The sequence below is a fragment of the Psychrobacter sp. JCM 18900 genome (assembly GCF_904846625.1).
Taxonomy (GTDB): domain Bacteria; phylum Pseudomonadota; class Gammaproteobacteria; order Pseudomonadales; family Moraxellaceae; genus Psychrobacter.
The window spans coordinates 254,984-279,321 of sequence record NZ_CAJHBL010000001.1; the positions used below are offsets into that span (position 1 = coordinate 254,984).

The 24,338-nt window shown below is 43.5% G+C and carries 23 protein-coding genes; 7 read left to right on the top strand and 16 right to left on the bottom strand.

The annotated features are described in order from the left end of the window. Window positions 1–34: 34 nt before the first annotated feature. From gspM to JMX96_RS01035, 7 genes are all read right to left on the bottom strand, one after another. Window positions 35–604, bottom strand: a complete 570-nt coding sequence (gene gspM, locus JMX96_RS01005) for a type II secretion system protein GspM (protein ID WP_201566727.1) — start codon at window positions 602–604, stop codon at window positions 35–37. Between the two features lie 32 nt (window positions 605–636). Next, the gene (gene gspL / locus JMX96_RS01010; RefSeq protein WP_201566730.1) at window positions 637–1,908 is read right to left on the bottom strand and encodes a type II secretion system protein GspL; all 1,272 of its coding nucleotides are present in this window, start codon (window positions 1,906–1,908) and stop codon (window positions 637–639) included. Between the two features lie 191 nt (window positions 1,909–2,099). After that, entirely contained in the window at window positions 2,100–2,558 is a 459-nt protein-coding gene (locus JMX96_RS01015; protein WP_201566732.1) for a SixA phosphatase family protein, read from the bottom strand. Window positions 2,559–2,615: 57 nt separating this feature from the next. Then, window positions 2,616–3,908, bottom strand: a complete 1,293-nt coding sequence (locus JMX96_RS01020; RefSeq protein WP_201566735.1) for an NAD(P)H-dependent glycerol-3-phosphate dehydrogenase — start codon at window positions 3,906–3,908, stop codon at window positions 2,616–2,618. A 126-nt stretch (window positions 3,909–4,034) separates the two neighbouring features. Continuing rightward, entirely contained in the window at window positions 4,035–4,703 is a 669-nt protein-coding gene (locus tag JMX96_RS01025) for a nitroreductase (RefSeq protein WP_201566737.1), read from the bottom strand. 121 nt (window positions 4,704–4,824) lie between these two features. Continuing rightward, the gene (zapE, locus tag JMX96_RS01030) at window positions 4,825–5,925 is read right to left on the bottom strand and encodes a cell division protein ZapE (RefSeq protein ID WP_201566739.1); all 1,101 of its coding nucleotides are present in this window, start codon (window positions 5,923–5,925) and stop codon (window positions 4,825–4,827) included. 142 nt (window positions 5,926–6,067) lie between these two features. After that, a complete protein-coding gene (locus JMX96_RS01035; RefSeq protein ID WP_201566741.1) occupies window positions 6,068–6,718 on the bottom strand; it encodes an alpha/beta hydrolase in 651 nt (216 codons plus the stop codon). 302 nt (window positions 6,719–7,020) lie between these two features. On the opposite strand from JMX96_RS01035, the gene JMX96_RS01040 reads away from it, so the two are divergent. The 3 genes from JMX96_RS01040 (at window position 7,021) to xseB (ending at window position 9,595) form a co-directional block, all read left to right on the top strand. Continuing rightward, window positions 7,021–7,389 (top strand): hypothetical protein, encoded by a 369-nt coding sequence (locus tag JMX96_RS01040; protein ID WP_102090963.1) that lies wholly within the window; start codon window positions 7,021–7,023, stop codon window positions 7,387–7,389. A gap of 369 nt (window positions 7,390–7,758) precedes the next feature. Further along, window positions 7,759–9,291 (top strand): exodeoxyribonuclease VII large subunit, encoded by a 1,533-nt coding sequence (gene xseA / locus JMX96_RS01045; protein ID WP_201566744.1) that lies wholly within the window; start codon window positions 7,759–7,761, stop codon window positions 9,289–9,291. 58 nt (window positions 9,292–9,349) lie between these two features. After that, complete coding sequence (xseB, locus tag JMX96_RS01050; protein WP_101205385.1) at window positions 9,350–9,595, top strand: exodeoxyribonuclease VII small subunit; 246 nt, start codon at window positions 9,350–9,352, stop codon at window positions 9,593–9,595. 85 nt (window positions 9,596–9,680) lie between these two features. On the opposite strand, the gene pncB is transcribed toward xseB, so the two are convergent. The 4 genes from pncB to JMX96_RS01070 all read right to left on the bottom strand — a co-directional run bounded on the left by pncB (window position 9,681) and on the right by JMX96_RS01070 (window position 16,042). After that, window positions 9,681–10,907: a nicotinate phosphoribosyltransferase gene (gene pncB / locus JMX96_RS01055; protein WP_201566746.1), complete on the bottom strand. Its 1,227-nt coding sequence runs from the start codon at window positions 10,905–10,907 to the stop codon at window positions 9,681–9,683. A gap of 272 nt (window positions 10,908–11,179) precedes the next feature. Beyond that, entirely contained in the window at window positions 11,180–12,091 is a 912-nt protein-coding gene (locus JMX96_RS01060; protein WP_201566749.1) for an ATP-binding cassette domain-containing protein, read from the bottom strand. Between the two features lie 85 nt (window positions 12,092–12,176). Next, the gene (locus JMX96_RS01065) at window positions 12,177–14,105 is read right to left on the bottom strand and encodes a glycine betaine ABC transporter substrate-binding protein (RefSeq protein WP_201566751.1); all 1,929 of its coding nucleotides are present in this window, start codon (window positions 14,103–14,105) and stop codon (window positions 12,177–12,179) included. Window positions 14,106–14,557: 452 nt separating this feature from the next. Next, the gene (locus JMX96_RS01070) at window positions 14,558–16,042 is read right to left on the bottom strand and encodes a coniferyl aldehyde dehydrogenase (RefSeq protein ID WP_201566754.1); all 1,485 of its coding nucleotides are present in this window, start codon (window positions 16,040–16,042) and stop codon (window positions 14,558–14,560) included. A gap of 406 nt (window positions 16,043–16,448) precedes the next feature. Between JMX96_RS01070 and lipB the strand changes: the two genes are divergently transcribed. The 3 genes from lipB to JMX96_RS01085 all read left to right on the top strand — a co-directional run bounded on the left by lipB (window position 16,449) and on the right by JMX96_RS01085 (window position 18,635). Next, a complete protein-coding gene (lipB, locus tag JMX96_RS01075; RefSeq protein ID WP_201566756.1) occupies window positions 16,449–17,288 on the top strand; it encodes a lipoyl(octanoyl) transferase LipB in 840 nt (279 codons plus the stop codon). Between the two features lie 194 nt (window positions 17,289–17,482). Next, on the top strand, window positions 17,483–18,013 hold the full coding sequence (locus tag JMX96_RS01080) for an inorganic diphosphatase (protein ID WP_057759479.1): 531 nt from the start codon (window positions 17,483–17,485) through the stop codon (window positions 18,011–18,013). Window positions 18,014–18,170: 157 nt separating this feature from the next. After that, complete coding sequence (locus tag JMX96_RS01085; protein WP_201566758.1) at window positions 18,171–18,635, top strand: hypothetical protein; 465 nt, start codon at window positions 18,171–18,173, stop codon at window positions 18,633–18,635. Window positions 18,636–18,782: 147 nt separating this feature from the next. On the opposite strand, the gene JMX96_RS01090 is transcribed toward JMX96_RS01085, so the two are convergent. The 5 genes from JMX96_RS01090 to JMX96_RS01110 all read right to left on the bottom strand — a co-directional run bounded on the left by JMX96_RS01090 (window position 18,783) and on the right by JMX96_RS01110 (window position 23,656). Continuing rightward, a complete protein-coding gene (locus tag JMX96_RS01090) occupies window positions 18,783–19,598 on the bottom strand; it encodes a sulfite exporter TauE/SafE family protein (RefSeq protein WP_201566760.1) in 816 nt (271 codons plus the stop codon). A 113-nt stretch (window positions 19,599–19,711) separates the two neighbouring features. Beyond that, a complete protein-coding gene (locus JMX96_RS01095) occupies window positions 19,712–20,227 on the bottom strand; it encodes a flavin reductase (protein WP_201566762.1) in 516 nt (171 codons plus the stop codon). 105 nt (window positions 20,228–20,332) lie between these two features. After that, a complete protein-coding gene (locus JMX96_RS01100; protein WP_201566764.1) occupies window positions 20,333–21,361 on the bottom strand; it encodes a methionine synthase in 1,029 nt (342 codons plus the stop codon). A gap of 58 nt (window positions 21,362–21,419) precedes the next feature. Beyond that, window positions 21,420–22,457: a DUF1852 domain-containing protein gene (locus JMX96_RS01105; RefSeq protein WP_201566766.1), complete on the bottom strand. Its 1,038-nt coding sequence runs from the start codon at window positions 22,455–22,457 to the stop codon at window positions 21,420–21,422. A 311-nt stretch (window positions 22,458–22,768) separates the two neighbouring features. Next, complete coding sequence (locus JMX96_RS01110) at window positions 22,769–23,656, bottom strand: SDR family NAD(P)-dependent oxidoreductase (protein WP_057759469.1); 888 nt, start codon at window positions 23,654–23,656, stop codon at window positions 22,769–22,771. 210 nt (window positions 23,657–23,866) lie between these two features. Between JMX96_RS01110 and JMX96_RS01115 the strand changes: the two genes are divergently transcribed. Beyond that, window positions 23,867–24,262: a DUF1622 domain-containing protein gene (locus tag JMX96_RS01115; protein ID WP_082624578.1), complete on the top strand. Its 396-nt coding sequence runs from the start codon at window positions 23,867–23,869 to the stop codon at window positions 24,260–24,262. The last annotated feature ends 76 nt before the right edge of the window (window positions 24,263–24,338 follow it).

Consider the following 24,338-nt stretch of genomic DNA (forward strand, 5'->3'; position numbering starts at 1 on the left):
AGTATCTAAAATTTCTATCACAGTCTGACGCGTTTTAAGAAGTGACCGTTGCTTGTACCTGAATAGATTTATTGGTCAGGTCTTGCTGCATAGATAGCTGTGTAAATTGCCAACCTTGCTGTTCAAGCTTACCCAGTGCAGTGCTGACGACCGCTTGACTAGGATGCGTAAAGCTCAATTGCACTGCATCGCCAGTCGCAACCACCTGGGCACCTGCTATACCTGAGTTATTGAGCAGCGCGTTAATACGACTAGCAGGCGGCATATCAGCCTCTCCAGTAGCGTTGTTACCAGCATTCAATGCACTACTATCAATATTACCTGCTTGAGCACGCAACCAAAAATAATCCGCCACTTGTTCCTGATAGTCACTCTTACTATCGCTCGCTGCTTGATGAACGCTATAGCCACCATAGCCGCCTATAAACAACAGTAAAAATATAGACAATATAGCTAATGCTAGCTGATCACGGGGAGGTAATGCTTGCCAGCGCGTCGTTAGTACATTTTGATAATTATTCATACGCTCTGACAATACATGAGCCTTAGTACTGGTTGCAGAGACCGCTGCATGACGTTTGGTACGGCGTTGTAATCGTTTCATGTTGTGACCTTTGTTACCAATACCTTGATGAGTTACGACGCTGCCGCATTATTTGCCATGTCGCTGCTTTCTACAATATTATTTTCTATCACATTGACAGTGACTTGACCACTAAACTGACCTTGGTCATTACTATTCACTTGCGCAAGTTTGGCATTCAAGCCTTGCGCTACCAGTGTGCTTGTGAATTTATCAAGGCTACCGCGATCTGGAGCAATCAAGGTAAAACTGAGCGCTGATGGTTGCATTACCAGTGACTGTGCATGCAATGAGGACTGCTTAATTAATGGTGATATGCGTGACAGTGCGGCCACATGTGATGCAGGTGCTTGGCTATCGCTACGCAGTTTTGGTTGCAGCTGTACTTGCAATTTGGTGCGCGTACTCAGTGGCTCATCGGCGAACCAAGATTGATACTGTGCCGCAATTGCCGTCTTGATTGCTGCGGTCGCTTCATTATACTTATACCACTGCACACCATCGGTTGCCATTTGCAGCACTAACGCTGATAGCGCAACCATCATCGCCACTCGCAAATATGGTGATAATTGTGAGTCAGTAGATTTCATAAAGAAATTAAGCGCATGACGTTCGGGATTGTCAATTGGCTTAGGTACTGTAGGCAGGGTCGTCAGTAGCAGGTGATGATCGGCGATCAACGCTTTAGTTTGCGCCACTAAATTCGTGGGTGATGAGGAATCTAATGAGTCGACCGATGCTTCTATAGATGCCTCAATAGACGGCTGTACCATTACTTCACTCAAATGCGGGAAACGCTCAAACATTAGCGGTAAATAGCTGACGGCCATACCCTGACGCAATGATTGGCGCAGCAGCATAGTCTGCGAATCTTGATAGAGGATCACTTGCTGACCTGCGCCCTCTTCTGGCGGTGGCAACAATAAAAAGTCTGGCAGTAACGCTACTATATTCATACCGGCTAGCTGCGCGCTTTGTTGCCAGGATTCAATATCGTTTTGTGCCAGTGCGTACAGTTGCGTCGTATCAGCATGGCTCAATTGACGGATGTTCAATTGCTCAATAGGCGTTAATGACGTTTCTTCAAATAAGTACTGCTTGCCGCTATTACCAAGCTGTTTGAGCTGAGCAGCATTGAGCGCCGTGTCCACTTGCAATGCGTGACTTGAGGGAAAATATAGACAAAGCGCCTTTGGGCTACTGGACTTATAGTTACCATAAATTGTTTGCAACTGTTGCCAACCGTCAACCATTTGCCATTGCTGTACATCTTCGTGCCAGACAGCTAGCGGGCTATGCTGCGCTCGTAACCAAACATGTAACACTGAACGTGTCCTCAATTATTGCTGCGGTTATCAAAATATCTTTAAGAATTGATGCGGTTTTTGAAAGTATTGGATGATTTTATATGATTGATAAAGGGCTGAACTTTGTACCAATACCATTTTAAATCCGTCATATCTAATCAATTCTGCTCTAGCAAATCGTTTCTAAGCAAAATATTAGAATGTCTAGTCTAATAAGGCTGGTCAGGAACAAAACGATCAACTTCCGTTGCCATGCCAGTCATCACAAATTCCATATCAAACACTCTGGCTTCCGCTAGAGAGAACGACTCTGGATAATCGCCTGTAAGCAATCCCGCGATATAGGCGACGATAGACATATGACAAACAACGACCAAACACTCAGCTTCAATATTGGCAATATCTATCAGAGCTTGGCGAGCATCATCAGAGGGCGTTATATTGTCCTGCACAGATGAGACTACTTGCGGCGCTCGCGACTGGAACGCAGATAAAGTCTGCTGCGCTCTAGTATAAGGGCTGACCACAAAACGATCTGGGCTATAGTGAGTGTTCACATACTCTGCCGTTTGCGCTGCCTGCTGCTGACCAAAGTCCGTCAGCTGACGTGCACTATCTGGACGTGTCTCGTCTTCTGCTTGACCATGACGTACTAATATAATTTTCATAACCTTCCTTGGAGCGCTAAGTTCGACTTTCTTAATACTGATTTTTAACGGTGTGTCTTACTTATCAGCATCGCCGTCTTTGCTTTTGGTATTGCTACCAGAGGTTTTCATATGAGCCGTAAGTGCTGCATTGCTATGATCATGCGCCATGACAAACTCAACATCGCTACGGAACCCAGCTTCCATCAGATGTAGCGCAACGCCTAGAGCAGCTTTGTCTTCATAAATGACTGCATAGAGCGCATGAGTAATTGGCATATAGATACCCGCTTTGGTCGCCTTTTCATGTACTTGCTGAATGGTATTTACTCCTTCAGCAGTTTGGCCAAGCTTTTTGACTGCAGCATCAATACTCATACCGCGACCAAGCATATTACCGATACGATAGTTACGACTTAGCTCTGAGCTACAAGTGGCGTATAAATCGCCTACGCCAGATAAGCCCAAGAAAGTGAGCGGATTGGCACCTTCTTCAACGCCAAAACGACTCATTTCTGCCAAAGCACGAGTAAGAATCATCGCCTTCGTATTCTCACCTACTTCATAAGCGGCCGCCATACCCATAGCAATTGCGTAGATATTTTTTAGCGCGCCGCCAAGCTCGACGCCGCGTATATCATCACTAGCAAATACTCTAAAGAAGGCACTATGTAATGCTGCTTGTACAGCATGACGCAATGGCTCTGACTCACTTGCAATAACCGTAGCAGACGGCATATTTTTCATGATTTCGATAGCGAGGTTAGGCCCCGACATGACACCAAAGTTCACTTCTGGCAGCACTTCTTTGATGATATCGCTCATCATCGCAAAGGTGTCTTTTTCCATACCTTTGGTCAACGATACAATAGACTGACCGCTGATAAAAGGTGCAATGTTTTTTAGCGTTTCGCGAAAGGCTAAACCTGGTACAGCGATAAAAATAATGTCTTTGTCTTTGACACTTGCCGCCAAATCATGGCTGTATTTTAGTCGATCATCAAGCTTATAGCCTGGTAGATACTTTTTATTGGTCTGTGTTTTGGCCATCGCTTTTACCGTACGCTTATTACGTACCCACAGCGTAGTATCACAGCCATTACGGGCAGCTAAATTTGCCATTGCCGTACCGAAGCTACCACCACCTAAAAACGCCAAACGCAGCTTGGTAGGATTGCTATGAATGTCGGCCATATCCTTTGCCACAGCTGATTCAACAGGGCTAGGATTTGACTTTTTACGGCCGAGACCTGACTTGGTTGCTCGCTCAAAAATACCTGCAAGCATACCATTCTGCTTTTCAGACGACTCTTTGTCCGTTTCATTATTAGCACTGCTGTTGTTTTTATTACTATTGTTAGGGCTTGTCATGTTCTTTTATCCGTGTTGACTGACGTATTATCAATAGAATCTATCGTGCTCAGCTACTGGCCTTATTATCTTTGAATTACAACTTTGTGAAATTATAATCTTATTAATAGACAGTACTAAGCTACATTACGACTCGAAGCGAACTAGCGGTTCGATATCAATAGGTTTGCGTTTGGACTCATCCTTGGGACTTGTGCCAGTATAAACAAAAGCGGTCACATAATCATCTGTGCCTACACCGAAATACGCTTTTACTGCAGGCTCATTACATAGCAGCCCAGTGCGCCAAACGGTACTAAATCCTTGGGCCTTTAATGCCAAGATTAGATTTTGTACAGCAGCACCCGCACTGAGCATCTGCTCAAAGGGTGGCACTTTTTTGTGTTCTTGCATTTGAGTCACAGCTGTTATGATCAGCGGCGCTCGCAGCGGCATATTTTGAGTTTTAGTGATGGTCTTTTCAGACAACTCTTCGCCATCTTGTAGCGCTTTTGCTTGGGCTGCTTCGAGCAAGGCACGGCCTAACTCATGGCGCGCCTCACCTTGCGTAACTATGAAGCGCCACGGACGCAATTTTTTATGATCTGGCGCAGTTGCCGCACACTCAATGGCAGCCTCAATCTGCGCACGCGTCGGGGCTGGCTCATCTAGATTGCCCATGCTGCGTCTTGAATTGATCCAACCTATTAGCTCATCACTGGTAGATGAGATATCATTCACCGCTACGTTCTTCACAGACAGTTTTTTGTCTTCTATCTCTTGGCTTTCATTATCAGCATTGTCAGTTGTAGTCATTGTTTTATCCTTATTTATTATTATCTATCACTACTTGTCATTTATAATATCTTTTTCTTATTTTCTAACAATTATAGAGCAGTTGAGAGCGACACATAGGCAGTCTCAACTCAGCAATAAACTATGCAACATCTTCGACTCGGTGGTCCATGCGTAGATAGTCCTCTGACTGCATCTCAAGCAAGCGTGAGCGAGTACGTTCAATCTCAAACGCCAACTTCTCTCCTTGGTACAAGTCTAGAATAGGCTGCTCTGCCCGTACCAATAATTTTACACGGCGATCATAAAACTCATCGACAAGGTAAACAAAACGTCGCGTTGGATCACGTAAGTCGTCATCTAGCGCTGGCACAGAGTCAACTAAAACAGTGCTAAATCGTTTGGCAAGCTCAATAAAATCAGCGGCTGATCGCGGTGCCATACAAAGATGACGGAAATCACAGAATAAGATATCTTCGGTACAAGCGTTGATTTTTACTTCTCGTCCATTGATAGTAATGGGCTCTTTACTGATTTTCTGATTATTTGACAAGCTCGCAAAACGGTTGGCTAGCCAATGATAGTTCGCCTTAGTAAGTGGTGCTTCGTATAGCTCAGCTTGCTGCAATACGCGCAGACGATAATCAATTCCCGAGTCAATATTCATGACCGTGGTATGACGCTCAACTTCCGCAATGGCAGGCATAAAACGGTCACGATGTAAGCCATCTTTATACAATCCAGCTGGTTCAATGTTTGAGGTGGCAACCAAAGTAATACCGCGATTGAACAGCATAGTGAACAAATCACCCAATATCATGGCATCAGAGACATTAGAAACAAAAAACTCATCAAAACAGATGATAACCGCTTCTTTATAAATAATATCGGCGACTTTTTCGAGTGGATCGCTCTCACCTTGTAGTTTGTTAAGCTCTCTATGGACACGCTGCATAAAATGATGGAAATGTAGACGCATCTTGCGCTCGATGGTCAACGAGTCATAAAACATGTCCATCATCCACGTTTTACCACGGCCGACACCGCCCCACATATAAAGACCCGTTGGTGCGGCAGGTTTGGATTTTAAAAATCCAAAAAAACCTTTCTTTTGCGGTGCGCTATTGATGAGCTGATGGTATATCTCATCAAGATAGCTCATGGCCTGAAATTGCTGCTCATCCCGAGTAAACTCATCTGTACTGACGGCTTTCTCGTAACGTTGCAATGGAGATAAACTCATAATACGACTCATCGTTGAATTAAATAAATATCAAAATAGTAGGATAATTTAGCATAATGCTGGTGCTACCAAGCAAGCCATGCCAAAACATCTCAAAACGAGAACCATCAAGCTAAGTTAGCTATGAATAAACTTAGCTGTCCTACCCAAAGCTATGTTTGTCTAATAAACCTTTGAGCTCTGATAAGCGACCATGGAAAAAGTGACCCGCACCATCAACCACACTAACTTCAATGCCTAATCGGTCTGCAAATGCCTGCATATTGTCAGGTTCGATCACTTCATCCGCATTACCATAAATCTCAAAGGTTTTGTCCGCAGGCAGGTTAATATCACTGCTGTCATTTTTTTCGACTGACGGCGCGATAAGAGCGATTTTTGTTACTTCAAAGTCACCCAGCCCCCATATATGTGCGGCCTCAAGCACTTGTTCAGCCACGCGTGCAGTAACATAGCCACCAAAAGAAAAACCACCCAGCCATAGCTTTCGAGCATTGGTTTGTTCAGCAATCCATTGTAGCACGGTCATTGCATCGACCACTTCACCTTCCGCATAATCATGCTCGCCTGTCGATTGACCAACGCCGCGAAAGTTAAAGCGCACCACATGCATACCATTATCACGGGCAAAGCGATACATGGTGGTGACCACTTTGTTATTCATCGTACCATCAAACAACGGATTGGGATGGCATAGCAGCGCCACAGTGTCTGTATTTGGATCATTAGGATTGTCATTTTGCCACAGTGCGTCAACCTCGAGCACACCAGCAGGAGCAGGAATCAATTGCATAGTATTACTTATTAATAAAAAATGAATGGCTCAATTATCCTAGATACAATTTATATTTCAAGTGATTTGCTGTGTACGGATGCGACTTGTTTTATTTTTGGTCAATAACGGTTGTCTGTAGTTTTGCAATATTGCTATTCTTAAGGTTTTAAACTGGTTTATATCTAGTGCTAGGTTCATCGGCAATATACCGGTAATACAGCACACAATAACTGTCTAGACAGGTAATATCTAGATAAGCTACATTCATAAAGCTTTGCCTATAGCTGAGACGTTCTGCTTATATAAATCAGGAATTATTTATGAATACTTTTAATAAAACTGCCAGTTTGACGGCTACGTTAGTGGCTGCACTTGCTTTGAGCGCCTGTCAGAGTACGCCTTCTTCACCCGTGATTCAGCGTGCCAACTCTATCTATGAGACAACCGGTATCGCTGATACCAAGGTCAAAGCACAACAAAATGCGATCGATAGTGCTCAAAAAACTTGTCGAAGCAAGCAAGTAATTATCGTGGATGACAACGTAAAATATAATGGTATTTTAAACGAACGTACTGGCCGTATGGTTGGCCAAGTAGGAGCTGTCGTTGGCTCAATATTTGGCACAGGTACACCAGATTTGTCACGTAGCGATGATTATGAATACACCATTAACTTCCGTTGCCAATAAATATCGTCCATATCATATAAATCAGATACAGTGTCAGGCTCACTCAGCCTACTATTTGTAGCACTTTCACTTGCCTTCCTAGTATCTAAATTATCTTGAACCGACTATACCTAGCTAAAACATTCCTTTACTTTTCTCTACACAACAACTTCTTTTAGACGGAAACAGGTTTATGATCTAACCGCTAACATTAAGTGACATACAATTCTTCTCTGATTCAACAGCCAACAAACTGCGATATAGATAATATATCAATCAAAGCTTGTTGGCTTCGCTTTTTGTGCTCTCCTTTTTAAGTTAAACTATCCGCTATCGTATTCAGCACATCCTCGTCAGTCTTTATATTTTCATTATCTTTGGTCTAATATTATGCGCAAACCCAATCTTTCAAATATTAAACAGGCCAAAGTATTAGCACCTGCCAAAGATTTGGCCACTCTAGAGGCGGAACTCGCTGAGCAGGAAGACCATCTAGAAGATACGGTCCTACGCTTAAGTGATTATTTATCAGCGGTTGAGATGGTCATCAAACAAACTTTTGACCACCGTGTCTGGGTAAAAGCCGAAATTCGTAATCTGTCGAGTAAAGGTGGTCACTATTATTTTGAATTGGCAGAAAAAGATGATGATGGCAAAGTGGTCGCCAGTTGCCGCGGCAATCTATGGCGTTTTAAAGCGGCTCGTGTGTTATCCAAGTTTGAGCGCGCAACGGGTATGCCGCTTGAGCGTGACTTGACCGTACTCCTCAAAGTATCGGCAGGATTTCATGCCCAGTATGGCTTCTCAATCACGATTGAAGATATCGATCCCAGCTATACGCTAGGCGACTTAGCACGGCAATATGCAGAAATGGTCGACCGCCTAACAGGTGAAGGGCTATTACATCTCAATCAACAGCTACCTGCTCCTTTTGATATTGAGCATGTGCTGGTCATCGCGCCTGAAAAGGCAGCAGGATTGGGAGATTTTCAAGCAGATGCCGATCGCTTAGCCAGTACAGGTGCGTGTCACTTCCACTACCATAATGCAACCTTTCAGGGCAATCATGCACCCGCTGAAATCCGTCAAGCCATCGTTAGCGCCCAGCAGCAGTTTTACGATACTTATCAACGCCTACCAGACTTACTAGTCATCATTCGCGGCGGCGGTGCGGTTGGTGATTTGGCTTATCTCAATGATTATGAGTTGGCAGCTTTGGTTGCTGAGCAGCCTGTCCCTGTCTGGGTGGGTATCGGTCATGAACGTGACAAAGTCATCTTAGATGAAGTCGCTCATACTAGCTTTGATACACCCTCAAAGGTGATTGCTGCTATCCATAACCACTTGGCCCAGCTCGTCACTCAGACGCTACAATATCAGGCACAAATCAAGCAAGCGGCTCAGCGTCAATTGAATACTGCTGAGCAACAAACTGCGCGACAGTTAAGTCAAATACAATCGCAAACGATTGGGCAGCTCACCGCTCTACGAAAAGACAGTGACTATGCATGGCGCAGTATTCAACAAAGTGCCCAGCGCCAAGTAAAGCAAGCCGTCAGACTGACGGCTGAGCGATACACACAAACGCAAACCTTGGCGCATCAACAGCTCGCAAAAGCCGCTACCAATAGCAAAAGTCATCAAGAGTCAATCATGCAAAACGCGCAACAGCAAATTGTGCAAGCACAGCGTGATAGTGAACATCTACGTGATATTGTGCTATTACATCGACCGTCTCGCGTGCTCAAGCAAGGCTATACCATGCTAATGGATGCTCAAAACAAGCAGACGCTCACTAGTAGTACCCAACTCTATCCTGAGCAAACTGTCAATATCATTTTAAAAGATGGCAACGCAAAAGCGCAGATTATCGATGTCACTATGGATAAAGAAGCGACGGAAACCTCAGGCGCTCTAACTTAACCACATAATAATATCTACAGATTACTCACCGACTTACCTTTAACAATTAGGAAATTTTATGACAACCCCTACTCGCCGACGCAAAAAAGCCGCCCCAAAAACCTTTAAAGCGGCTTACGATATTTTAAAAACCAATGCGGCTGAACTACAGCAACAGGATGAGCCTGATATTGATAATCTAATGACAACGGTCGAAGAATCTATTGCCGCTTATCGTGTTTGCGAGACTCGTATCAATGCTGTACAGCAAGCATTGGATGCGGCCTTTGCCGAAGAAAAATCCACCAGTAGTGTTGATAGTTAAACAAAAAACAGCCACTAGATAGCAGCTGTTTAGTCAAGCCAAGCGCATCAATCTCATTTGGCAACGCAACAGTTTGATATTCGGTTTACTCTGGTTCATCAACTTCAAAAACTTGGCGAAGATAGGCAAGATACGTGTCATTATTGATCATGGTCTTGCCTGGGCTGTCAGACAGCTTGGCGACTGGCTGACCATTGCACTCTACCAATTTAAGCACGATATTAATCGGCGTAATGCCCATATCATTGGTCAGATTGGTGCCAATGCCAAAGCTCGTTCTAATGCGCCCTTTAAAGTATTGATGCAGCTCCCACGCCTTCCCTAAATCCAACCCATCGCTAAAAGTTAGAATCTTAGTTTTTGGGTCTATTTTTAACTTCTCATAATGGGCAATTGCCTTGTCGCCCCAGATGTAAGGGTCACCGCTATCATGACGCAGACCGTCGAATAGCTTAGCAAAATACAAGTCGAAATCACGTAAGAACGCATCCATGCCGACTACGTCTGTCAATGCAATACCCAAGTCGCCACGATACTCATGCACCCACGCTTCAAGTGCGGCCTTTTGTGAGTCACGCAGACGCACATCTAATGCCTGAAACGCCTGCATAAACTCATGTGCCATGGTACCTATTGGCGTCATTCCTAACTGCTTGGCCAAATACACGTTTGATGTACCACCAACTATCTTTGACTCGGCTTTATGTAACGTCTCCACTACGTGTGCCTGCCAGCGTCGACTAAAACGTCTACGCGTGCCAAAATCAGCGACGATAAATGGTGGTGTATCCTGACCGTACTGGGTTTGCTCTTCGGCATACTGATGTAATAGCGCTACTTTTGCATCGAGGCGACGTTGCCCTTCTTCTATCACGCTGTCATTAGATAGCGCATTAAAATACAGCTCATTGACAATAGCCAGTACAAATACTTCAAAGAACATCGCTTGAATCATTGGCCCTTCGATATCGATAAACAGGCGACCTTTATCGTCTGTACTTACCGTAATAAAGCGGCGTTTTAGCTTGAATAATTCTAGATAATCAACGAAATCTGAGCGAATAAAGCGTAAGCTACGCAAGTACTCGAGCTCATCTGGCAAAAAGCGCAATTCACATAAACTGTCTAGTTGCTGCTCTAGATCTTTTCGGATATCAGCCAATGGATAGGCTGCATCTTTATTATTACGGCAGCGAAAGCGATAAACACCATGGGTTTGCGGGAACTGATGCAGCATGGCTTGTAACATCGTAAATTTGTACAAATCATTATCAAGCAATGAAGTAATAATAGGTGCATAAGAAACGGTCATGCTATGGCCTTAAAAGTGCAAAATAAGAAACAAACGTCATTTGATAGACAAAGCGACATCATATGTGGACGATAAACAATACACGCTCATTCATTATGAGCCATCGATAAACCGTTCAGTATAACGAAGTTTGGTATTTATTTCAGAGTTCACTTTTGATTACCGTAAAATGACAGTGAAAAGCCAGTAAAACGATTGCGATTATTTAAACCATTCATAAAAACATCGTATAAGTCTATCCAGACAACCTATTCATGGATGGTTAACACGGCTTACGCTTTCGCACTCATAAACTGCTCCACATAATCATCAGCAGGATTATGCCGCAACTCGCTTGGCGTCCCCGTTTGTATGAGTCGACCGCCATTTAGCATACTGATACGCTGACCTACTTTGACAGCTTCATCGATATCATGGGTAATAAATACAATGGTTTTGTTCAATCGATCTTGTAATTCGAGTAGTTGATCTTGCAGCTGAGCGCGAATGAGCGGATCAAGTGCAGAGAACGCTTCATCCATTAGCAAAATTGGGTTATCCGTTGCCAAAGCACGAGCCAGACCAACGCGCTGCTGCATACCCCCTGACAACTCGTCAGGGTAGCTGTTTTCCAGATTTGATAGCCCTACTTCATTGAGCCAATATCGCGCCGTTTCATGTCGCTCGTTTGCGCTCATCTTTCGGACACGCAGCCCATAAGCGACGTTTTGTATGACCGTCATGTGTGGCACTAAGCCGAAATGCTGAAAAACCATACTGACGGTCTGCTGACGATAATACTGCAACTGCTTATCGTTGAGCGCTAAAATATTAATAGCCGTAGCAGAACTCTCTTCTACTACCGTACTTGTATTATCTGTCGCTGATTGCCTACCAGTCATTGTATGACTCGCATGCTCTCTATTCAGAACAGTATCTACCCATATCTCGCCACTGGTTGGATCTATCAAGCGGTTAATATGACGTATCAGCGTTGACTTGCCAGAGCCTGATAGCCCCATAATACAATGCAACTCGCCTACCTTGATATCTAGATTGATATCATAAAGACCAACTGAATAGCCCGTTTGCTCTTTTACTTTGATGCTATCCATACCCTCAGCCAGCAATGCCAATGCAGACTGTGCCTGCGTGCTATTGGCATTATAAATCTTACTGATATTTTTTAATTGAATATGATTCATCGGTGCTCTCACTATTCACGTGGTTTTTATTATCAGGGCTTCGGTCAATTACCATGGGTTCAATCGTATACCACTAAACGACTTTTTATCCAATCGGACGTCTGCCTGCTTCGATGGTTTTTTGACGGGTACGCTTACCTTGACCAAATGCTTGCGTAATACGGTCAATGATAATGGCAACGATAACGATGGCCGTACCTGCTTGTAGGCCCTGACCAATATTGAGCGTTTGGATAGACTGCAATACATCTTCACCCAGCCCAGGAGCACCAATCATTGAGGCCAATACCACCATGGCAAGTGACATCATCACAGCCTGATTGATACCTGCCATAATACTAGGCAACGCTTGTGGCAATTTAATCCAGAGAAGTAGCTGTAAATGGGTACTACCAAAAGATCGTCCTGCCTCAACCATTTCATGATTGACTTGTGTAATCCCTAACGTCGTCAGACGAATCAAGGGCGGCAACGCATAAATCACGGTCGCGAATAACGCAGGCACTTTACCAATACCAAACAGCATCAGCACTGGTATGAGATATACAAAACTCGGCATGGTCTGCATGATATCTAGCACTGGCGTCACTATCTTGCGTAGCAGTTTGCTACCTGACATAGCGATACCAATAGGAATACCAATCACTACCGTGACCAGTACCGATACGATAAGCAGCGCTAGAGTGTCAATTAATGCGCCCCATAAGCCAAAAGCACCAATCAAAAACAGCCCTGCACCACATGCCAGCGCAAACCAAATCTTGCGAACACCAAACCAGCCAAGCACAGTCACAAATGCAATAATCAACCAAGGTGAGATAACCGTTAATAATCGTTCAATAGGTAATAGCAAATAAGTAAGCGCCATCATGCTAATAGTACGGAATACATCACCATAATTTTGAACAACGTTTGCTAAAGCGTTATTGAGAGGGGTCTCAAGTGACCATGAAGGAAAGCTTGAGGCGAGCGCTGACGCATTGATACTAGATGCAGTTGCTTCTGTAGAGATAGCACCCGTTGAGCTAAGGCCTAACTTGGTAGCGAGATTGGTAGCGGCCTCATCGGATAACCATGCTTGCCAAACCTCTGGGTTGTCACGCAAAAACACCATGGCTTGCTCATCGCCAGTGCGTTTACTTTCGCTCATCTCCAAGATAGCACCGTTTAGCTCATCAGAGGTAAATTGCACCTTTTCAAAGACAGCTGCTAGTTCGGGATTGGATTCGACAAACGGAGTAGAAACGGCAATACCTAATGGCGATACTGGGAATCCTGACACGCAGTCCATCTTACCATCAACGAGCAAAAGGTTTTGCCAACAAGCATCCTTATAAGCTGGGAATTCTAACGGCGCAAGGTCATATTTTGCCATTAGCCCAGTAGGCTGCCAGTAGTAAAACAACAGTGGCTTATGCTGCTCGAAAGCGGAGGCAATTTCAGCATCGAGAGCAGCACCTGTACCAGGGTGTGCATTGTTAAAGAGACTGTCTAAACCGGTAGTTTTTAGCAAACGTGTGTTAAAAATCTCACACGTCCAACCAGAAGGGCAGTTCATAAAGCGAGATTTACCAGGATCTTCAGGGTCTTTAAATAGCTCAGTATATTTAGGCAAATCTTGATAGCTGCGTAGTCCTGGATTCTCTTCCAAGACGTATCGCGGGACATACCAGCCTTGAGTTGCACCGCCCTTTAGCGTATCGCCGATGATGGCCACTTTATTTTGCTCAATGGCTTTTTCCATGATTGGCGAACGGCCAACCCACTGCTCCCCGATGACCTGAATATCATTCTGTGATAGTGCCGTATCAAGTGCAGGCCCTGCTCCTGGCACTTCTTCTACCGTACAACCATATCCATCTTCTACGATATGTCTGAGTACGCCGGAGGTAAATTGCCCACTCTCCCAGGTTAGTGCCCCAAATTTAATCGGCGAGTTGCAGGCTGCAGACGCCGATACAGGCAATAGTATCGCGCTCATCCACAATAAGCTTAATGCAATCCATTGGCGCATACTCTTTCCTATTATTATGTTGTATCGGCATGAAATCACTATTAGAACAATAGAACTAAAAATCAGCTGAAAGGTCTATATCATGTTTACCAATGCTGGCTCTAGACCATTCAGCTACTATCTACTGTTGTTTAGACTTACTACAAAGTGTAGCGATTTATAGAAGTGATGACAAACGCTTATTTGTCGATTAACGCATTAGATAAATTTACGATAATTTTGATAAAACTCTTATGATAAGTCGCTCTTAATTTTAGAAATCTATATTTGAGAAGTCATATTTTAGACAAAAAAATAGCACCTATCTGGATAGGTGCTATTGGTTATGATATCGATTAAAAAGGTCACTATTACTTTCTATAGCTACTATAAAACGTCTACTTCAAAAATAGTTATTTTAAAGACAACTCTTTTAAGAGCGGTTATTTTAAAGACCTTTATTTCAAGAACAGTTATTTTAAAAACAGCGCCATCGCCTTTTTAAACAGTCCACCATACGGCGGCAATAGTAAATTCAGGCCATTGAGCTTGGTTTGTACAAAAATCGGTTTCATATGGCTGAGGCGTTCAAAGCCAGCCTTACCATGGTACGCGCCAGTACCAGAGTCACCCACACCACCAAATGGCAAGTCATGCTGGGCAACATGTATCAGAACTTCGTTGATACACAGACCACCTGAGACCGTATTATTACGCACGTTTTCGATACTGCTGTAGTTGTCACTAAACACATATAGCGCCAATGGGCGTGGACGCGAGTTTACAAAATAAATGGCATCATCAAGCGTCTCATAATGCATCAGCGGCAAAATCGGGGCAAAAATCTCGTTTTGCATAAGGTCACTGTCAGGCGCAGGCTCGCTGACGATGACTGGTGGCATTAGACGGGTTTCTATATTAGGCTCAACGGTAGTTAACGCATGTACCTCCCCGCCTGTTAACGCATCTAGATAGCCTTTTACCCGTTTGAACTGCTCAACATTAATAATGCGAGAGTAATCTGGGTTTTCTTCGATATCAGGATAATGCTTGGTCATCCACTCTTTTGCAAGTTGGATGAACTGGTCATGGTATTGGCGCTGAATCAAGACATAATCTGGCGCAATACACGTCTGCCCAGCATTTAGTGTCTTACCCATCATCACTCGATTGACGACAGACTCTAGATTGACATCATCCAGTACAATCACTGGTGATTTGCCACCAAGCTCAAGCGTTACTGGTGTTAGATTTGGTGCAGCGGCAGCCATTACTTTTTTGCCCACCGCAGTCGATCCGGTATATAGCAGATGGTCAAATGGTAGCTCACTAAAGGCGGCAGCAATCTCAACTTCACCGAGCACCACACAGATCATATCTGGCGAAAAATAACGAGCAATGGCATCAGCAAACGTCTGAGCAAATTGTGGCGCGGCTTCACTCATCTTAACCATAATGCGGTTACCCGCGGTGAGTGCATCAATCATCGGGCCAATTGCTAAAAATAACGGATAGTTCCAAGGCACCATGATACCGACCACACCCAATGGCTGCGGTTGGATTTCATTATGGGCTGGCATATACAGCGCTGAAATAGGCGCACGATGTGCTTTCATCCATTTTTTGCCGTGTTTTTTGGCGTGGCTAATACCGGTAAAGCTAGGAAATAACTCAGCAAACTGCGTCTCTGACTGGCTACGATAGCCAAAGTCTGCACTAATCGCCTTTGCAAAACTCTCTTGGTTGTCACTCAGCATCACTTCTAGATTATCTAGCTGCGTCGTACGAGTGCCCCAATCATTAATTGGCTGGGTACGGCTTAACATTTGTAAGCGTGAAAATTGCGCTTTCATCTCATCGATAGTCGTCGCCGTACTTAGGGCTTCAGGCACACGCTGCAGCGCAAAACCGGTCTCGGTCACTGCCTGCTCATAGGTGCTTTGGTTGCTATCTGTCATTTGTCTTCCTTGTCATAATCATAGTAATAGTCATAAGGTTTGTAGTCACTACATTATATTGGGTTAGAGGCTCTATCTTTCTAGTCAGGTGCACTCTTTGATAACCTACTCTGACTATAAATTTCATCAGATTCCATTCATTACACTTTAATGTAGCGCATCGACTGAGCAATGAACAGCACCTTTGGTTGACTACTGCGTCTGTACTAGCAGTACCTTTATAAGCGACCTACCACTGTTCTATACCTATTATTTCGTCAGCCATTGCTAGCTGTTTTCTATTAGTATTTACGCCACTTACAGACATTGCGACAGTATATATCTTTGGGCGATAGTCGCCAAAACTGCTACACTACCGATGAGCATTATTTATTTTAAACTTGATAATAATAAGACAGATACTCTCATGCAAAATGATACACAACCCCTCAATAATACGCTTGTCAGCAAATCTCTCTCAGCGGCCGATTATGTCCCTACTCTCGATGCGATGCTGGCACGCACCCTCGAACGTATCGATCTAAAGAAACGACAAGGACTGCATACGCCTGATGAACTGTGGATTGTTGATCATAACGATGTCTACACGCTTGGACAGGCAGGCAAAGAAGAGCATATATTACAGCGTACTGACACGCCTATCATCAAGACCGATCGCGGTGGTCAGGTGACATGGCACGGTCATGGGCAGTTGGTGATCTATTGGTTGTTTGACTTGGACAGTCTCAAATGGAGTGTGCGCAATCTTGTCTCCCATGCTGAGCAAGCGATAGAAGACGTCATCAATGACTGTTTGCGTAGCTCACCATCTAGTAGCGACAATATCAGTGCTCATGCACGCCGCGATGCCCCTGGTGTCTACTTATATGCAGATACTGGTGCAACAGATGACAGCACCTCTACAGATGACAACTCTCTTGATAATAAAATTATGCTTGGCAAAATGGCCTCGCTAGGCTTTAAGATTAAGCATGGCTTTAGCTACCATGGCATTGCGATTAATTTAAATTGTGACCTATCTTCATTTAACGCTATCAATCCTTGTGGCTATGCCGGCATGCAAATGTTGCGATTGTCTGATTTTGTAGCCATGCAGACAGATTCAGAGCAAACAGAGCCAGAGGCGCAAACCGAGCAGCAAATGAGCGATTCATTCAGCTATGAGACAGTCACTCAAAAACTTATTGATAACATCGCCAAGCGTCATGCTGGACTGATTGAGTTGCGAGCTATCGCGCCCAAGTAAATTTTGAGTCCGTTTTTGCATAATCTTTTTTTGCATAATATCTTGCACGCTTAGACTTAAGCATTAAGAGAAAATTCAGTACAAACTTGCTATAATCGCATGCAGTACAAATCGGACGCAGCAACTATCCTTGCTGTATCCCTAGCTCAACCCCTTATTCAAACATTTAAAACAAAAGCAAATTGGAGCATTTTATGGCAGATTTTAACAAAATTTTGGACGCAGGCGACGTAGACGGCGGCATCATCAACGTAGTAGTAGAGATCCCAGCTGGTAGCAGCCATAAAATTGAGTGGAATCGCGAATTAGCAGTATTTGAGCTTGACCGTATTGACCCACAGATTTTTGCCAAACCTTGTAACTATGGTTTCATCCCACAAACACTTGACGAAGACGGCGATGAGCTTGACGTATTGCTATTGACTGAACAGCCATTACCGACTGGTATTTTCTTAAAAGCCAAAGTTATCGGCGTGATGAAGTTTGTTGATGATGGCGAAGTAGATGACAAAATCGTTGTTGTCCCTGCTGATGACCGTGACACAGGCAATGCTTACAACAGCTTAGAAGACCTACCAAAGCAGTTGATCAACCAATTAGAGTTCCATTTCAGCCATTATAAAGACCTGAAAAAAGCTGGTACGACGGTTGTTGAATCTTGGGGTGATGTTGCAGAAGCGAAAGAAGTTATCAAAGAGTCTATCCAACGTTGGAAAGATCTATAATTATCAAATATTGGCAAAAATGCCAATAACGATAAATAATAAAATACCGCAGTCACCATAGTGGCCGCGGTATTTTTCTGCTTGAACATTGCTTATCTAACATGGTTATAATGAGCATATAACTCATTCACACTTATACGCCGTAATAAGGACAGTCATGTTTAACCCCGACCCTAGCGCAAAACCGGTCAATACCAAGTTGCCAAGAGACGTCATTATGATGGTCGAAAAAAACAACCTAGTAATGGCTATTAAAACTTTGGCGGCAGACGAAAACATCAGTATGGATGAAGCCAAAAGTAGAATTGATGCTTACGAGACCCAGCTGAAAGTAAAGCAACAACAGAAGCTCAATACCATTGCTAGTAAACAAGGCATTCCAAATCAAGCCATTAGCTTTGATAGAGAGCAAGAGGAAGACGAGCCTGGGCCATTGGTAAAAAATCGTGTTAAAACGACTAAACAGAGTCAAGGGTTTAAGGGGCTACAAGATGGTGTCGATAGTCAGTTGAATGACTTAGGCTATAAGAAACCTCTACTACCTTATTGGCTAAAACGACTGCTCGTGATTGCTGTCTTGATGATAGGAATGTTTTGGATATTGTGGCGAGTATTTGGTTAAGTGATTTAGCTAAATAAGAAACTGGCTCGACATATTCCCCATACAGCCACATACCGACTAGCTATAATTTAAGAATGTAGCTAGCCAGTATGCTAATAGAACACCTGCTTCTAAAGTATCTTGTCGTATCTACTAATCTCAAACTACTTAGAGTAATCCTTTATATAAAAAGTAACAGCCTACGACGGTCAACAGTACTGCAAAGCATTTTTTTAGCAACTGTGGCGATAATGCGTGAGCGACTTTTGCGCCTAGCTTGGCGGTAAAGAAGCTCATAATGCTAATGCCTAAAAAAGCATAGATGTGAACAAAGCCAATCGTATTGGGCACGTCGACTTGCGCCTGCATGCCAAAGAATATAAACCCTAGCGCGCCTGCAATGGCGATAGGCAATCCACATGCGGCTGAGGTTCCAACTGCTTTTTGCATAACCACACCGTAACGTGTGAGATAAGGTACGGTTAAGCTACCACCGCCAATCCCAAAAATAGCAGAAGCGATACCGATACCCGCCCCTGCTGCTAGTTGCTTAGGCTTTGAAGGCAAAGCTATATGAATATTACCAGCATCGCTATCTGCTTTCTTTTTACCACCCATAAACATTTTATAAGCAACCCAAAGCAAAAACACACCAACAATCAACTGGAGATATAACCCAGATATCTGTCCTGCTATCCCTGCCCCTAAAAAGCAGCCTATTACTAAGCCTGGCGTCAGGTTTTTAAAGACAGGCCACATGACTGCGCCTTTTTTGTTATGCGCCATGAGCGAGCTTATAGACGTGACAATAATGGTTGCCAGTGAAGTACCCAAGGCCAAGTGCATAATAGTGTCAGGACTGTAACCCATTTGCGTAAAGACGATAAATAGCAGTGGTACGATAATAGTGCCACCGCCTACTCCAAATAGCCCCGCAGCAAATCCTGCTAGCGCCCCTATTATTAAAAAAGTTATTAATTCCACAGGATAGTTACTTCTTATTTAGATTTAATGAGATGATAATTATAGTTAAACGACTGCTTAATGTTGAACGAGCAATAGCCCATAGGCTCAGGGGTTGGACTATAAATACTGGATTAAATAAGTTCCACTTGCCCTACTCTAGAGTAGGCACGATTGAAGTAAACCAACCCTTCATCAGTTCCGCCTTGTGGCTCAGCCTGATTGATGGCGACAACGCGGCACATAAAGACGCTATGTGTGCCGACTTCTTGAATTTGTTCAATCTCACAATCAAAGCTGACCAAGGCATCCTCCAACACAGGAGCGCCTGTTTGTAATTGTATCCAAGAACCATATTCAAACCGTTCTTCTGAACACAGCTTAGAGGCAAAAGCATTGGACAGCTGCTCATGTTGCGCGCCTAACACATTGACACTTAAAATCTTATTTTCCAGAAAGTAGCCATGTGACCGAGACGTTTGATTCATACAGACAAGCAAGGTCGGCGGTGTGTCTGTGACACTACATACTGCCGATGCTGTAAACCCATGTACGCCCGTTGGCCCTGCTGTGGTCACCACATTGACCGCAGTCGTTAGCAAAGACATGGCATCTCTAAAGTCGGTCGCGTCAATCCTATCTTTAATCATTGCTTCAATCCTGAGAAACGTTAAAAAATAACGTTAAAAAATTGTGCTTCAATTTTAGTTTTGCAAAGGAAATTCTTTAAATAGAATTTCCTAAACGGCTAAACTCTAAGCAGTCAGTTCTTGACGAACGATTTGAGCACCAGCGCTTAAGGCTGCGAGCTTACCACGTGCGACTTGGCGAGACAAAGGTGCCATGCCGCAGTTGGTCGCAGGATACAGCTTATCAGCATCGACAAATTGTAGCGCTTTGCGTAACGTATCTGCCACTTCTTCTGGTGTCTCAATAGTGTTGGTTGCCACATCAATGGCACCGACCATCACTTTTTTACCACGAATCAATTCAATCAGATCCATAGGTACACGTGAGTTTTGACACTCCAGTGAGATGATATCGATTTTTGATTGTTGCAGTTTAGGAAATGCTTTTTCGTATTCGCGCCACTCTGAGCCCAGTGTCTTTTTCCAATCGGTATTGGCTTTGATGCCATAGCCGTAGCAAATATGCACAGCTGTCTCACATTTTAGGCCTTCAATGGCACGCTCTAAAGTTGCAATACCCCATTCGTTTACATCATCAAAGAACACATTAAATGCAGGCTCATCAAACTGGATAATATCGACGCCAGCCGCTTCTAATTCTTTTGCTTCTTGATTCAGGATTTTAGCAAAGTCCCAAGCCAATTTTTCACGGCTTTTATAATGACCGTCATATAACGTATCAATCATCGTCATCGGCCCTGGCAGCGCCCATTTAATTGGCTGATCGGTTTGCTGACGTAAAAACTTGGCATCATCAACGAATACGGACTTTGGACGGCTCACCGCACCAACGACTGAGGGCACGCTCGCATCATAGCGATTGCGGATTTTGACCGTTTCACGCTTCTCAAAGTCAACACCATCAAGGTGCTCGATGAACGTAGTTACAAAGTGCTGACGGGTCTGCTCGCCATCACTGACAATATCAATCCCTGCGTGCTGTTGCTCTTGCAATGATATGCGTAGCGCATCTTGCTTGGCTTCAAGCAACTGCTCGCCCTCTAACGCCCAAGGTGACCAGATTTTCTCTGGTTCTGCTAGCCAAGACGGTTTTGGTAAGCTGCCAGCGGTAGACGTCGGTAATAGTAGTTTCATACGAGTTATCTTCTAATTAATTAATTTATTTTTTATTATGTTGATGAGTGATGCTCAGTTAAGCGGCTTGCTTCCTAGCCGTTTCTTTATCAGCAGCTTCTTTTTGAGCAGTATCGCCTGTTACATCATAGCTTGTAGCCCATTCCTCAAGGATTGTTTGATACGGCTTAATAAAATGTGTCTCAGTAAATCTGCCTTGGGTCACTGCCATCTGACTACGTTCGGCACGGTCATAGACCACTTGAGTCAATGAATAGTCTTGGTAGTTCAGGCTAGGTTGATACACTTGTCCAGCGCTTGAGTTGGCGTTGTAAATCTCAGGACGGTAAATCTTCTGAAAGGTCTCCATAGTACTGATAGCACTAATCAGCTCAAGATCGGTGTAATCACTGAGCAAGTCCCCTGCAAAATAAAATGCTAATGGCGCGGCGCTTCCTTCAGGCTTAAAATAACGTACCGTTAAGCCCATTTTATGAAAATAGTCGTCGGTCAACGAGTATTCATCTTGCTTGTACTCAATGCCCAATACAGGATGCTGATTGACAGTACGGTAGTAAGTCTTGCTGGTTGAAACGCTCAGGCAAATCACAGGTTTTTTGTGAAAATGAGCATTGTAAGCTTCTGAATTCAATAAGTATTGAAACAGCTTGCCGTGCAACTCACCAAAATTATCTGGTGTTATGGATGCTAGGTTTTTGTCGCGATGCTCTGGTAACACAATACTAAAATCATAATCACGTACGTAAGATGAGAAACTGTTACCAACCATGCCGTCGATACGCTTGTTTTCTTTGTGATCCACAATCGTGGTTTTTAGCGTTTCGATAATAGGAAACGTCTGTCCATTGCCTTTAACATCTAGATCGACAGAGATGATATCAACTTCAACAGAATAACGATCTGCTGTCAGATTATCCCAATGCGCCAATGCATTGAATCGATTATTAATCATGGTTAACGTTTTGCGTAAGTTCTCTTGGCGGTGCTCGCCGCGTGCCAAATTTGCAAAGTTAGTCGTCAAACGCGTGCTATCTGCAGGCTGATAGTTTTCGTCAAAACGAATGTGCTTAATTGAACAATTGAATTCTTTACTCATGGTGATCCGCTACCTTATTTATCTGAGATAAAACCAAATCTGTGTATGAGATGAATCATACATAAATCTAAACATGAATAAAAACGATACTATCTAAACATAAGATGAATTTTATTCATCTTACTGAAACTTAGATATATAAAGGAAATTTAACAGCGGAATTTTTAAGGATTTATTTATCGTATAATTAAGCCCTTCAAATACAAACGGCGAAGAAGGTTCTTATACTGTTTAAGCATATTTTTAAGGCATAAAAAAAGGATACCGTAGTATCCTTCTTATTCAAACTCGAGCCTGATAACAAATCGATTCTAGTGATGTTCACCAGGAAGGATTTTGGCAAAGGCACGCTGAGCAAGGTTAGGCTTGCTATCAGTCGTTTGCGCAGCGGTCGAACTTGGGAAAATGCGATAACCAATGGACTGGACGCCAACGTTAAAGGCTGGTACTAGTGAATAAGTCGCCGAGGCAAATTTACCCATATTACTAGCAATGCTATTTGGCTTATGAACGATGGCTTTTGCGACCATCATCGCTGCTTCGTCTGGCATCAGCGCTGGCATGTAGCGATATAGCTTGGTTGGCGCAATCATCGGGGTACGCACAAGTGGCATAAAGATATTGGTTACTTTGATGTTATCGCCTTTGACTTCAGCAGCCAAACAGCGACTAAATGCATCTAAAGCCGCCTTTGACGCGACATACGCTGAAAAGCGAGGGCTGTTTGCCAATACCCCAATTGATGAGATATTCACGATTTGACCAGTTTGACGACCAATCATCGTTGGCAAGAAACCAAGAATGATTTTGACCGCGCCAAAATAGTTAATCTCCATGGTGCGTTCAAAATCATGAAAACGGTTGACCGACTCATGCACTGAACGGCGAATCGAACGTCCTGCATTGTTGACTAGTACATCGACATGCTTAAAATCAGCCAAAATCTTTTCACTGGTTTTTTCAATCTCATCCATATTGGTCAGATCGCATGGATAGTAACTGGCCGCGCCGCCAAGTGTTTCGATATTTTCCTTGACCATTTTTAGCTTATCTTCAGTACGGGCCAGCAAAATAACATGCGCACCACATTCACTGAGCAAAAAAGCCGTACGCTCGCCGATACCACTTGAAGCGCCTGTGATGATAATATTCTTGCCTTTGACGGCTTTGGTGATTGCTTTTTTCGAGAGATTGGCCATAAAAAGTCCTTTTCGTTTATTCTATAGTTATTGGTATTCGGTTATAGCATAGCAAAAAATGTCGTATGGAGTGAACAAAACCATAGTGGGCGTTAGCTAACGGGACTTTTACAAATTTCGTCGACATAAATATTTATAAATATATTTTTAGCTTGTTGTTAACTACTAAGTGCTAAGCTTTTTTCTGATCAATTATGAGGGGTACCTGCTTTGATAGACACACTAACTCACTATATCGACTTAATTGCCAAAATGATCGAAGTCATTGGCGTCCTCATTATGTTTTTTGGGCTATTTCTTGCTTTATATAGAGCTTTTCGAGCGTCTGGCCATTTCAATAATGATACTTACGTCGAGATCAGACAGACCGTAGGCAAGTCTATATTGTTGGGGTTAGAAGTACTGATTGCCGCTGATATCGTGGCTACTGTCGTCACCGAGCCATCGCTACGTAGCGTACTGGTGCTAGGTTTTATCGTACTGATTCGAACCTTTTTAAGCTTATCGCTACAGGTTGAACTAGAAGGTCGATTCCCTTGGCAAAATAGAAAACCTGCGCCTGATAAGCAGCCTGATACTGATACTGTGCCAATTGATAAAGCATAGCTGTTAGATAAAAGAGCTATCAAAATGCAAGACGTAAAAAGCACTATTAAAAGTAATTAGCACTGGTTCATAAAAC